The sequence below is a fragment of the Amycolatopsis sp. NBC_00348 genome (assembly GCF_036114655.1).
Lineage (GTDB): Bacteria > Actinomycetota > Actinomycetes > Mycobacteriales > Pseudonocardiaceae > Amycolatopsis.
Genome location: NZ_CP107994.1, coordinates 2,908,189 through 2,921,686 on the forward strand (window position 1 = coordinate 2,908,189; position 13,498 = coordinate 2,921,686).

General features: G+C 74.5%; 5 protein-coding genes (1 of these 5 cut by a window edge). 4 read left to right on the plus strand and 1 reads right to left on the minus strand.

Annotated features, from left to right (window positions below):
* Together OHS58_RS12800 and OHS58_RS12805 are read left to right on the plus strand one after the other, a co-directional pair.
* Window positions 1–5,761 carry the 3' end of a type I polyketide synthase gene (locus OHS58_RS12800; RefSeq protein ID WP_442875531.1) on the plus strand. The gene continues 20,198 nt to the left of window position 1, outside the view, so only the last 5,761 of its 25,959 coding nucleotides appear in the window; its start codon lies beyond the left edge, outside the window; its stop codon occupies window positions 5,759–5,761.
* Complete coding sequence (locus OHS58_RS12805; protein WP_328648348.1) at window positions 5,758–8,718, plus strand: non-ribosomal peptide synthetase; 2,961 nt, start codon at window positions 5,758–5,760, stop codon at window positions 8,716–8,718. Before OHS58_RS12800 ends, OHS58_RS12805 begins: the two co-directional genes overlap by 4 nt.
* A 6-nt stretch (window positions 8,719–8,724) precedes the next feature.
* Here the strand turns inward: OHS58_RS12805 and OHS58_RS12810 are convergent, their stop codons facing one another.
* Window positions 8,725–10,113, minus strand: a complete 1,389-nt coding sequence (locus OHS58_RS12810; protein ID WP_328648349.1) for a KamA family radical SAM protein — start codon at window positions 10,111–10,113, stop codon at window positions 8,725–8,727.
* Between the two features lie 131 nt (window positions 10,114–10,244).
* Between OHS58_RS12810 and OHS58_RS12815 the strand changes: the two genes are divergently transcribed.
* Both OHS58_RS12815 and lnt read left to right on the plus strand, forming a co-directional pair.
* The gene (locus tag OHS58_RS12815) at window positions 10,245–11,849 is read left to right on the plus strand and encodes an amidohydrolase (protein WP_328648350.1); all 1,605 of its coding nucleotides are present in this window, start codon (window positions 10,245–10,247) and stop codon (window positions 11,847–11,849) included.
* Window positions 11,850–11,860: 11 nt separating this feature from the next.
* Window positions 11,861–13,489 carry an apolipoprotein N-acyltransferase gene (lnt, locus tag OHS58_RS12820; RefSeq protein ID WP_328648351.1) on the plus strand — a complete coding sequence of 543 codons (1,629 nt, stop codon included), beginning with the start codon at window positions 11,861–11,863 and terminating at the stop codon, window positions 13,487–13,489.
* The last annotated feature ends 9 nt before the right edge of the window (window positions 13,490–13,498 follow it).

Sequence of the window (13,498 nt, forward strand, 5' to 3'; positions counted from 1 at the left end):
CGCGGGCCTGTTCGACCCCGGCTTCTTCGGCATCTCGCCGCGTGAGGCCCTGGCCATGGACCCGCAGCAGCGGCTGCTGCTGGAGACGTCGTGGGAGGCTCTCGAACGCGCCGGGGTCGACCCGACGTCGCTGCGCGGGCAGGACGTCGGCGTCTTCACCGGCCTGATGTACCAGGGCTACGGCGCGGGCGTCCGGTCCGCGGAACTCGAAGGCCTGCTGGGCACCGGTTCGGCGAGCAGCGTCGCCGCGGGCCGGGTGTCGTACGTGCTCGGTGTGCAGGGCCCGGCGGTCACGGTGGACACGGCGTGTTCGTCGTCGCTGGTGGCGATCCACCTGGCGGCCCAGTCGCTGCGCTCCGGCGAGTGCTCGGTCGCCTTGGCCGGTGGCGCGACGGTGATGGCGTCGCCGTCGACGTTCGTCGAGTTCTCCCGCCAGGGCGCGCTGTCGGCCGACGGCCGGTGCAAGTCGTTCTCGGACGACGCCGACGGCACCGGCTGGGCCGAGGGCGTCGGCGTCGTGGTGCTGCAGCGGCTGTCCGACGCGCGCCGCGAAGGACGTCCGGTCCTGGCCGTGGTCAAGGGCACGGCCGTGAATCAGGACGGCGCGTCGAACGGCTTGACGGCGCCGAACGGCCCGGCTCAGCAGGCGGTGATCCGCCAGGCGCTGGCCAACGCGGGCCTTCGTCCGTCCGAAGTGGACGCTGTCGAGGCCCACGGCACCGGCACCATGCTCGGTGACCCGATCGAAGCGCAGGCCGTCATCGCGACCTACGGCCAGGAGCGCGCCGAGCCGCTCTGGCTCGGCTCGCTCAAGTCCAACATCGGCCACTCCCAGGCCGCCGCGGGCGTCGCCGGCGTGATCAAGATGATCCTCGCCATGCGGCACGGCGTGCTGCCGCGCACGCTGCACGCCACGACGCCGTCGTCCAAAGTGGACTGGGAGTCGGGTGCCGTGCGGCTGCTGACCGACGAGGTCGCCTGGCCCGAGCCCGGCCGTCCGCGCCGCGCAGGCGTGTCATCGTTCGGCGTCTCCGGCACCAACGCGCACGTCATCCTCGAACAGGGCCCGCCGCCCGCCCCGGCCGACGCCGGCGACGGCACAGCGGTGCCCGTGGTGCTGTCGGCGCGGTCGGCCCGCGGCCTGGCCGCGCAAGCCGAGCGCCTGGCCGACTTCCTGACCGCCGACGGAGACGCGTCGCTGCCCGAGGTGGCCCGCACGCTGCTGACCGGCCGGGCCGCGTGGGACCACCGCGCGGTCGTCGTGGCCGGCGACGTCGAGACGGCGATCGACGGCCTGCGCGGCGTCGCCGGCGGCCGGTCGGTGACCGGGGTGCGCACCGGGGCCGTCGTCCCGGCCACCGCGGGCGGGACCGTGCTGGTCTTCCCCGGCCAGGGCACGCAGTGGGCCGGCATGGGCCGCGACCTGCTCGGCACCGAGCCCGCGTTCGCCGCCCGGATGGCCGAGTGCGAACGCGCCCTCGCACCGCACTTCGACTGGACGCTCTCCGACGTCATCGCCGGGGCACCCGGTGCGCCGGGCCTGGACCGCGTGGACGTCGTCCAGCCGGTGTCGTGGGCGGTGCTGGTCTCGCTGGCCGCGCTGTGGCAGTCCGCCGGCGTGCGACCTGACGCCGTGGTCGGCCACTCGCAGGGCGAACTGGCCGCGGCGTGCGTCGCCGGGGCGCTGTCCCTCGAGGACGCCGCGAAGGTGATTGCCGTACGCAGCAAGCTGATCCGCGACGAGCTGTCCGGGCACGGCACCATGCTGTCGGTGCTGGCCGGGGCCGACGTGGTCGAGCCGCTGCTCGGAGACCTGGCCGACCGGGTGTCGATCGCCGCGGTGAACGCGCCCGACTCGGTCACGCTCTCTGGCGACTCGGAGGCGATCGACACCGTCGAGCGCCGGTTGGCCAAGGCGGGGATCATGCGCTGGCGGCCGGAAGGCGTCGACTTCGCCGCCCACACCGCCCAGGTCGAGCCGCTGCGCGAGCGCGTCCTCACGCAGCTGGCGGACCTCGCGCCGCGCACCGCCGAGATCCCGCTGCTGTCCACCACGACCGGCGACTGGGCCGACGGCGAGGAGCTGGACGCCCGGTACTGGTACGAGAACATGCGTCACCCGGTGCGGTTCGCCGACGCCACCCGAACGCTGGCCGAACGCGGGTTCCGGGTGTTCGTCGAGGTCGGGCCGCATCCGGTCCTGACCACGGCGCTGGGGGAGACCCTGGACGACGCGGGAGTGCGCGACGCCGTTGTGTGTGGCACCCTGCAGCGCGGCCAGGGCGACCGGGGCCGGTTCTTGGAGTCCCTCGCGGAGCTGTTCGTCCGCGGTGTCGCCGTCCGGTGGCCCGCGAGCCCGGCGACCGGGTCGGTCGCGGCCGTGCCGACGTCGGCGTTCCAGCACGAGCACTTCTGGCTGGTGCCGCAGGCCGCCACCGATGCGGCCGGCCTGGGTCAGACGGCGCTCGCGCACCCGGTGCTCGGTGCCGCGGTCGAGGACCCGGACACCGGCGGTGTCGTCCTGACCGGGCGGCTCGCACTGGCCACGCACCCGTGGCTGGCCGACCACGCCGCCCACGGCGTCGTCCTGGTCCCGGGCGCGGCGCTGGTCGAACTGGCCGTTCAAGCCGGCGACCGGGTCGGCGCGTCGGTGCTGGAAGAGCTGGTGATCGAGGCGCCGATGCTGGTGCCCGAGACCACCGCTCTGCGTGTCCACGTCGTCGTCGGCGCGGCCGCGGAACCGGACGGCCGCCGGGCCGTCGTGATCCACTCGCGGCACGAGACCGACGGCGCGGACTGGACCCGGCACGCCTCCGGGACGCTCGCCGAGACCACGGTGCCCGCCGGTGCGGGGCTGCGTGAGTGGCCGCCCACCGGCGGGCAAGCGATCGAGGTGGGCGAGCTGTACGACACCCTCGGCGCCCGCGGGTACGACTACGGCCCCGCCTTCCGCGGCCTGACCGCCGCCTGGACGCGCGGCGACGAAATCTTCGCCGAAGTGACGCTGCCGCCGCAGGCCGGTGGCAGCGGGTTCGTCTTCCACCCGGCCCTGCTCGACGCCGCCCTGCACGCGCCCATGCTGGCGCCGGGGGACAGCGGCGAAGTCTCGCTGCCGTTCGCGTGGACCGGTGTCGCGGTGCACGCCACGGCCACCGGCGCCGTCCGCGTCCGGCTCACCCCGGCCGACGGCGGCGTCGCGATCGACCTCGCCGACACCGCGGGCGAACCGGTCCTCTCGGTCGGCTCCCTGGTGACCCGGCCCGTCTCGCCCGACCAGCTCACGACCGGCCCGGACCGCGGGACCGACGGGCTCTTCGGCATCGACTGGACGGTGCTGCCGGTCCCGGCCGGTCCGCCGGTGGACGCCGTCTTCCTCGACGGCCCGGCGGATCTGGCCGAGGCGGGCGCCCCGCCGTGGCTGGTGCTGCGGCCCGGCGCCGGCGAAGACGGCGAGCCCACACCGCGGCGGGTGCGAACCGTGCTCGCCGACGTCCTCACGACCCTGCAGACCGTGCTCACCGACCCGGCCCGGGAGGACACCCGGCTGGTCGTCACCACCCGGAACGCCGTGGCCACCGAGACCGCCGACCCGGTCGCGGCGGCCGTGTGGGGCCTGGTGCGCGCGGCGCAGACGGAGAACCCCGGCCGCGTGCTGCTCGCCGACCTCGGCACCGACGGCGACCTGCCGCCGGACGTCGTCACGCCGGTCACCGACGCGGGCGAGTGGCAGATCGTCGTCCGGGACGAGCGGGTGCTCGTGCCCCGGCTGGCGGCCGGGACGTCGGAGTCCGCCGACGACCTCCCCTGCACGTTCGGCCCGAAGGGCACGGTGCTGATCACCGGCGGCACCGGCACGCTGGGCTCGCTCGTGGCCCGGCACCTGGTGACCGAACACGGCGTCCGCGACCTGATGCTGGTCTCGCGCCGCGGCGGCGGTGCGGACCTCGGCGCCGAGCTGCGGGAGCTGGGGGCGCGCGTCGAGGTGGTGGCGTGCGACGTCGGCGACCGCGACCAGGTGCAGGACCTGCTCGCCCGGGTCCCGTCGGACGCGCCGCTGGCCGGCGTGGTGCACGCCGCGGGCGTGCTCGACGACGGCGTGATCACCGCGCTCGACCCGGCGCGGATCGACACCGTCTTCGGCCCGAAGGCCGACGCGGCGGTGCACCTCGACGAGCTGACCCGCGACCTCGGCCTGACGGCGTTCGTGCTGTTCTCGTCGGTGTCCGGCCTGCTCGGCAGCGCCGGGCAGGGCAACTACGCCGCGGCCAGCACGTTCCTCGACGCGCTCGCGGCCCGCCGCCGCGCCGCCGGGCACCCGGCCGTCTCGCTGGCGTGGGGCCTGTGGGCGCAGGCCAGCGGGATGACCGGCGACCTCGGCGAAGCCGACTTCGCGCGGATGGCGCGGTCGGGGATGACGGCACTGGACGCCGCGCAGGGCCTGCGGCTGTTCGACGCCGGCCTCACCGCGCCCCGGCCGCTCGTGGTGCCGGTCGGCATCGACGTCGCCGGGCTGCGGGCCCAGGCCCGCTCGAGCGGGACGGTGGCGCCGATCCTGCGCGGCCTGGTCGGGCGCGTCCGCCGCACCGCGACGGCCGCCGCGGCCGGGACCGGCCTCACCACCCGGCTGGCTGGGCTGGACCGGGCCGGCCGGCTCGCGGTGCTGGTCGAGCTCGTCCGCACCGAGGCCGCGGCCGAGCTGGGCTACCGCTCGATCGAGGCGATCGACGCGGACCGGCCGTTCCGGGAGCTCGGGTTCGATTCGCTGACGGCGGTGGGCCTGCGCAACCGGCTCGCCACCGCGACCGGGCAGCGGCTGCCCGCCACCGTCGTCTACGACCTCGAAAACGCCACCGCCCTGGCGGACCTGCTGGCGTCCCGGGTCGACACCACAGCGGCCCCGGCGTCCGGCGGGCCCACGTTCGGCGACATCTACCGGACCCTGCTGCAGCAGGGCAAGGGCCGGGAGATGGAGCTGCTGGGCGCCACCGCGGCCGCCGCACGGTCCACTTTCGACAGTGCGGCCGGATTCGACGGCGGGACGCGGATCGTCCGGCTGGCCGAAGGCGACGAAGGACCGCACCTGATCTGCTTCGCGCCGCTGGCGGCGATGGACGCCGTGCTGAACTTCAGCAGGCTGGCCAACGAACTGCGGGGCGTCAGCGACCTTTCGCTGGTCGTCACGCCCGGGTACGCACCGGGCGAGCCCCTTGCGGCCGGGTTCGACGTGCTGGTGGCCGCGCTCGCCGAGGCCACGCTCCGGTGCGCCGGCGGAAAGCCGTTCGCGCTGTTCGGGATGTCCTCGGGCGGGGTGCTGGCCGCCGCCGTCGCGGCCGAGCTGGAACGGACGGGCACGATCCCGGTGGCCGTCGTCCTGGTCGACACCTACGTGCCGGACGAGGTGCCGTCGCGGATGCTGCGGTTCCTCAGCCACCAGTACGCGGCCATGCCGGACTCGGCCGACCTCGACTTCGAGAAGATCACCGCGTCCTCGGTGTACACGCTGATGCTGCAGGGCTGGCGGCCGAGCCCGCTCGCCGCGCCGACCCTGGTCCTGCGGCCCACCGACGCGCTGGCCGGGCCGCCCGAGCTGGAACCGCTGGCCGACGAGGAGTGGCACACGCGCTGGCCGGTCGCGCACGACGAGATCACCTTGGCCGGTGACCACTTCTCCCTGAGCAGCCGCGACGTCGCGGCGACGGCCGAGGCCGTGCGGACCTGGCTTGGCGAGCTGCCGGCCGACCCGGAAGGAACCCTTCAGTGACCGAGCGGATCTTCTTCTCCGAGCGATTCCTGCTCGCCACCCCGCCGGTCGCGCCGATGTGCATCCAGGTCGTGGTCGAGGGCACCGGGAGCCTGGCCCCGGCGGCGCTGGCCGACGCGGTCGGGCGCGCGGCCCGCACCTGCCACGGGTCGCGGCTGACCCGCCGCGGCGGCCGGTGGCTCGACAGCGGCCGGCCCCCGGCGGTCCGGACGCTCGACGGCGACCGCGTCGACCGCGTGACGTTCGCGGGCGAGCCGGCGTTGGAGCGGCCGCTGACCGGGGCCGGCGGTGAGCCGATGAGCGAGGTCGTCCTGCTCACCGGCGCGCGCCCGGCCGTCGTGTTCCGCGTCCACCACTCCCTGATGGACGGCAAGGGCGCGCTGCTCTGGGCGGGCGAGGTCTTCCGCGCGCTGCGTGGCGAAGCCCCGACAGGACCCGACGCGCGTACGACGATGCGCGACGTCCAGCACCTGCTCGGTCCCCGTGCCGGCCCCGGACCGGCCAAGCCCACGGCGGCGCCGCCGTTGCGCGGGCGTGCCCCACTGGCCGCGCGGGGGCACTTCTTCCGGCGGCGCACGGTCGACGGCCGGCACCCGGCCGCGGTGGCGAAGATCGCGACGGCGCTGACGGAGCTGTGCGGCCTCGACCCCGCGACGTTCATCGTCCCGGTCGACCTGCGCCGGCACCTGCCCGGCGGCTTCTCGACCGGCCCGCTGACCTCACAGCTGACCCTGCCCGTGCCGCCCGGCTCGACGTGGCAGCGGACGCAGGAGACGCTCCTGCGGCTGGTCGGCGACGAGCAGCACCTGAGCGGCTACCCGCACCCGGCGCTGCTGTGGCTGCTCGACCGGGTGCCGCTCCCGGCCTGGCGCGCCATGTTGTCCACTGTGGACACCACGACGGCGGTCAAGGGCAAACCCGGGCCCGCCTTCACCTTGAGCCACTTGGGCCTGGTCGAGCTGGCCGACTACACGGCCGGCGGTTTCACCGCGACGACCGTCTACTCGCTGCCGGTGTGCGGGCTGCTGATCACGCCGGTGCTCACGATCGTCGAGGTCGGCGGGCGCACCGAGATCATCATCTCCGGCGACGACGTCGACGGCCTGGCGGACCGGGCGGAGGCCCTGCTCGACGGCATCGCGGAGGCGCTTTCCCCACCCGAGGCCCAACTACGCGGCCCGGTCACCCCAGCGGTCGACGAGACGCTGGTGAGCCTGTTCGCCCGCCAAGTCGCGCGGACGCCCGGCGCGGTCGCCGTCGTCGAGGGGGACACGACCCTCACCTACGCCGAGCTGGACGCCCGGTCGGACGCCGTGGCGCACACCCTGGTCGAGCGGGGCGTGCGGCCGGGCCACCTCGTCGGCCTGCTCGCCGAGCGCACCGCGGCCACCCTCGCCGGGCTCTGGGGCGTCCTGAAGGCCGGCGCCGCCTACCTCCCGCTGGATCCGAACCACCCGGACGCGTGGCTGGCCGACCTGCTCGCCGACGCCGGGGCGGCCGCGTGCCTGCTCCCCGCGTCCCACGCCCACCGGCCGTGCACGCCCGACGGCTGCACGCGAATCACCCTGGACGACCGGCGTGCGGCGTTTGCGGGAGTGCCGGTGGCGCCCGAGGACCTGGCGTACGTGATCTACACGTCCGGGTCGACCGGGCGGCCGAAGGGCGTCGAGGTCGAGCACCGGCACGTCGTCAACTACGTGCGGTGGGCGATCCGCGAGTACCGGATCGGTACTGCGACCCGGTTCCCGCTGTTCACCTCGCTCGCCTTCGACCTGCCGATCACCGCGATCCTGCTGCCGCTGCTCGCCGGCGGCAGCGTCGCGGTGTTCGCCGAGGAGCCCAACCACGTCGGGCTGACGCGGATGCTGCGCGACAGCGGCGTCGACTCGGTCAAGCTCACGCCGTCTCACCTGGAGCTGATCGCCAGGCTCGGGATCACCGCGCCGGGCGTGCGGCTCGCGATCGTCGGCGGCGAACGGCTGGCGGTGCGGACCGCGGCCGCGGCGCGGGCGGCGTTCGGGCCGGACTGCCGCGTCATCAACGAATACGGGCCGACCGAGGTCACCGTCGGCTGCGTCGTCCACGAGTACGACCCCGCCACCGACCTCGGCGCCGCCGTCCCCATCGGCCGGCCTGCCGACAACGTCACGGTGCACCTGCTCGACGACCGGCGCGCCGCCGTCCCGGCCGGCGAGGTCGGCGCGATCCACCTGAGCGGCGCGCAGACCGTCCGCGGCTACCGCGGCCGGCCGGACCTCACCGAGCGACTGTTCGTGCGCCTGGCCGACGGCAGCCGCGCGTACGCCACCGGCGACCACGCCCGCGTCCTGCCGTCGGGCGCCTTGGACTACCTCGGCCGCGGCGACGACCAGATCAAGGTGCTCGGCCACCGCGTCGAACCCGCGGAGATCGAGCACGCGCTGGAGACCCACCCCGCGATCAGCCGCGCGGCCGTCGTCGCCCGAAGCCGCCCCGGCGACACGGACCGCGTCCCGTGCGCCTACGTCGTCTGCGCCGGGGACGTGCTACCGGCCGACCTCACGGCCCACCTGACCGCCCGGGTGCCGAAGCACCTGGTGCCACTGGTGTTCGTGGCGGTGCCCGACCTCCCGCTGGCGCCCAGCGGCAAGGTCGACGCCCACGCGCTACCGGACCCGTTCGCGACGGCGGACGTCCCCACGGCCGAACCGGCGGGCCCGACCGAATCGGCGCTGGCCGCGATCTGGGCCACGACGCTGAGCCTGCCCGAGCGCGACATCGGCCCGGACAGCGACTTCTACTCCCTGGGCGGGACCTCGTTGACGCTGATGGTGATGGTGGCGAAGGTGTGCGCGGAAGTGGTCGCACCCGAGGACGAGCCCCGCTTCATGGCGGCACTGGGCGAGATCATCGACCGCCCCACCCTGCGCCGGGTCGCGCACCTGGCCGAGAGCCCGGCGCGCGTCCCGATCGCGTGAGCGGCGTCAGCCGGCCTGCCCGGCCCACCACGTCCGGCCCGCCTCCGGAAGCGTCGAGATCGGGTCGTAGTACGGGTAGCGGCGGTTCAACGCCTCCGGGTCGTCCAGTTCGATGCCGGTGCGGTAGTTCTTGGTCCAGTAGGAAATCCCCAGCTCGCGGTCGTAGTCGGCCAGCTGGTGTACCCAGCGCTTCCCGACGTAAGGCACGTCGCAGACGATGCGCGGCGTGGCGTAGCCCGGGAGGTAGCCCATGATCGCGTGCTGCAGTTCCTGGGCCTCGTGCACCGACACCCGCCAGTGTTCGGCGTTGGGGATCATGTCGCACATGTAGAAGTAGTACGGCAGGATGTTCGCCTCGCCCTGCAGTGCGAAGCACAGGTCCAGCAGCTGCGCCGGCGTCGCGTTGACGCCACGCATCAGGACGCCCTGGTTGCGGACGTCGCGGACGCCGACGTTCAGCGCCGTCTGCGCGGCCTCCGCGACCAGCGGGGTCACCGACTGGGCGTGGTTGACGTGGGTGTGGATCGCCAGGTTGACGCCGCGGCGCTGGGCGGTGACGGCGACGCGCTCCAGGCCTTCGACGACCTTCGGCTGCAGCCAGTGCTGCGGCAGCGCGGCCAGGGCCTTGGTCGCCAGGCGGATGTCGCGGACCGTCTCGATGTCCATCAGGCGCATGAGGAACGACTCGAGCTGCGGCCACGGCACGTTGGCGACGTCGCCGCCGGAGACGACCACGTCGCGCACGCCCGGGGTTTTCTTGAGGTACGCGATCATCGCGTCCTGGCGGTCGACCGGCTTGAGGGTCAGCTTGTGCTTCTCGACCTGCTCGGTCGAGTTGCCGACGAGGTCCATCCGGGTGCAGTGGCCGCAGTACTGCGGGCAGGTCGAGATCATCTCGGCCAGCACCTTGGTCGGGTAGCGGTGGGTGAGGCCCTCGACGACCCACATCTCCGCCTCGTGCAGCGAGTCGCGTTCCGAGTGGGGGTGGCTCGGCCACGTCGTGTCGCGGTCGCTCTTGACCGGGAGCATGTAGCGGCGGATCGGGTCGCGGTAGAACGCCTCGGTCACCTTCGCCGGGTCGGTGCCCGCCGTCGGCGCCATCGTGTTGATCATCTGCGGCGGCAGCAGCATCGACATGGTCGCCATCTCGCGCTGGTCGGCGGCCAGGTCGTCGTAGAAGCGGTCCTCCAGCAGGTCGCCCATCAGGGCGCGCAGCTGCTTGGCGTTGCGGATGCAGTGCACCCGCTGCCACTGGGCGTCACGCCACTCCGCGTCGGTCACGCCGTGCCAGCCGGGGAAGCGGCGCCAGTCGGGTTCCACCAGCTCGGCGCGGGCGTACTCGTAGGGCTGGTCGATGGCGGCGGCAGGTGTCACAGGTTCCTGGATCGCAGTCACTTGTACTCCCAGTCGTCGGTTAGGCGTCAAAATATCCTGTCATAACGTTCTCACGGAGTAAATCTTCCTGCATGCTCGCGGATCTTCCCCCAGGTGGCGGAGGGGTCGGCAGGCCGGAGCAGACTCAGGGCGTGACGGACGAACACACCACGCTCCTGCTCGGCGGGCGCATCTACACCCCCGCCGGCCCGGACGCCACGGCCATGGCGGTCACCGGCGGCACCGTCGTCTGGGCCGGCCAGGACGGCCCGGCCCGCGCGCTGCACCCCGGCGCCGAGACCATCGACCTGGACGGCGCCTTCGTGGCCCCGGCGTTCGTCGACGCGCACGTCCACGCCACCGCCACCGGCCTGCACCTGACCGGCCTCGACCTCACCGCCGTCCGGGACCGCGCCGGGCTGCTGGCCGCCGTCCGCGACGCCGTCGTCCCCGGGCAGGTCCTGCTGGCCCACGGCTGGGACGAGACCGCCTGGACCGACCCGCGGCTGCCCAGCCGCACCGAACTCGACGACGCCGCCGGCGGCGCCCCGGTCTACCTCAGCCGCGTCGACGTCCACTCCGCCCTCGTCTCGACCGCGCTGGTCGAGCTGGCCCCGGCCGCCCGCGGCGCCGACGGCTGGTCGCCCGACGGCCCGCTGACCCGTGACGCCCACCACGCCGTCCGCGCGGCCGTGCGCGCCGCCGTCACGCCCGAGCAGCGTGAACGCGCCCAGCGCGCGTTCCTTGCCGAAGCCGCGAAACAGGGCATCGCCAGCCTCCACGAGTGCGCCGGCCCCGACATCTCCGGCCGCGACGACCTCGCCGCGCTCCTGGCCCTCGCCGGCCCGGACGCGCCCGAGGTCGTCGGCTACTGGGGCGAGCTCGGCGCCGTCGACACCGCCCGCGAACTGGGCCTGCGCGGGCTGGCCGGCGACCTCTTCGTCGACGGCGCCCTCGGCTCCCGCACCGCCGCCCTGAGCGAGCCCTACGCCGACCACCACGGCTCCGGGGCGCTCTACCTCGACGCCCACCGCATCGGCGAGCACCTCGCCGCGTGCACCGAAGCCGGGCTGCAGGCCGGGTTCCACGTCATCGGCGACGCCGCGACCGCCGAGGTCGTCGAAGGCTTCCGCCTGGCCGAGAAGCAGGTCGGCCAGCGTGCCCTCGCCGCGAGCCACCACCGGCTGGAGCACCTGGAGATGGTCACGGCCGAGCAGGCCCGGATCCTCGCCGGCTGGGGTGTCGTCGCCTCGATGCAGCCGCTGTTCGACGCCGCGTGGGGCGGCACGGACGGGATGTACGCCGAACGCTTGGGCGCCGACCGCGCGGCCGGGCTCAACCCGTTCTCCGCCCTGGCCGCCGAAGGCGTCATGCTCGCCTTCGGCTCCGACGCGCCCGTCACGCCGCTGGACCCGTGGGCGAGCGTCCGCGCGGCCGCCTACCACCGGACGCCGGGTGCGGGCCTGTCACCGCGCGCGGCGTTCACCGCGCACACCCGGGCCGGGCACCGCGCCGCCGGCGTCAACGACGGCATCACCGGGAGCCTGGCCCCGGGCGCGCCGGCGCACTACGCGATCTGGGACGCGACCGACCTCGTCGTCGCCACCCCGGACACCCGGGTGCAGCGCTGGTCCACCGACCCGCGCGCCGGCGTGCCGCCGCTGCCGCGCCTCGAGCCCGGTGCGGAGCTGCCGCGCTGCCTGCGCACGGTGCGCGCGGGCGAGGTCGTCTACGACGACTTCACGCCGGGCACCTAGAGTCAGCACCTGTGGCAGTCACCGTGGCGGACCCCGAACCGGGCGCTTCGCACCAACCCACCCGAACCCGGCGCTTCCCACGAGAGTGGCTGCTGCGGCTGGCCGGCGCGCTGGTGTCCGGTTTCGCCTATTACCTGAGCTTCGCGCCGCGCCCGCTGTGGTGGCTCGCCCCGCTCGCCTTCGCCGGGTTCGCGCTCGTGCTGCGCGGCCGGAGCTTCCGGGGTGCGTTCGGTTACGGCTTCGCGTTCGGGCTCGTCTTCTTCCTGCCGCTGCTGACCTGGCTGCTGGACTTCCTCGGCCCGGACTTCGGCCCGTGGCCGTGGCTCGGCCTGTCGGGCGCGCTGGCGCTCTACTACGGCCTGGCGGGCGGGCTCATCACGCTGGTGGCCCGGCTGCCGCTCGCGCCGCTGTGGGGTGCGCTGATCTTCATCGCGATGGAGACGCCGCGCGCGTGGTTCCCCTTCGGCGGGTTCCCGTGGGGCCGGGTCGCGTTCAGCCAGCCCGAAGGCGCGTTCCTGCCGCTCGCCTCCATCGGCGGCGCGCCGCTGGTCGGCCTCGCCGTCGTCTTCAGCGGCTTCTGCCTCGCCGCGCTCGCCGGCCGCCTCTGGGACACCCGTGCCGCGCTCCGGCCCGCACTGCGCGCCCGGCGCAACGTCCTGGCCGCCGTCGGCACAGTGCTGCCCGTCGTCGCGGGCCTGGCGCTGTGGCCGACCATCGGGACCGCCGCCCAGGACGGCGAGCGCACCATCGCCACCGTGCAGGGCAACGCCCCGGACATCGGCCTCGCGCTGCAGGGCGAGCGGGACCTGCTGCGCCGCAACACCATCGCCGAAAGCCAGCGGCTGCTGGACGCCATCCGCGCCGGGAAGGTCCCGAAGCCGGACCTGATCCTGTGGCCGGAGAGCGCCACCACCGTCAACGGCCCGGACCCGCAGGTCGACCAGCTCGTCGCGAACTTCGGCGTCCCGGCCCTGATCGGCGCCCTCTACGTGCTGCCGGACCGGCACATCCAGAACTCCGTCATCGTCTGGGACCCGAACACCGGGCCCGGGCAGCGCTACGCCAAGCAGCAGCTGGTGCCCTTCGGCGAGTACGTGCCCGCCCGCAAGCTCGCCGCGCTCGTCACGCCGTTCGTGGACCAGGAGACCGTCGACATGGTCCCGGGCGACGGCGCCAACCAGACCCTGGGCGTCGCCGGTACCCAGGTCGGGGTGTTCGTCTGCTACGAGGCCGCGTTCGACTACCCCGCCCACGACGCCGTGCGCGACGGGGCCGAGCTGCTGGTCGTGCCGACCAACAACGCCTGGTACGGGGACAGCGAGATGAGCGTGCAGCAGCTGGCGATGTCGCGGCTGCGGGCGGTCGAGCACAGCCGGTCGGTCGTGGTGTCCGCCGTCTCAGGGGTCAGCGCCATCGTCGCGCCCGACGGCACGATCACCAGCTCAACCGGCCTTTTCACGGCCGACTCCCTGGTCGGGCGCGTGCCGCTGCGCACGCAGACTACGCTGTCGGATCGACTCGGTGCGTGGACGGAGTACGGGTTGCTGGCACTGGCGATCGCCGGGGTGGCCGGCGGGCTCGTACTCCGTTTTCGCACCCGGCGCAGCAGCGCCGGCACGGCAGGGGACACGGCGGACTGACCGCCGGGG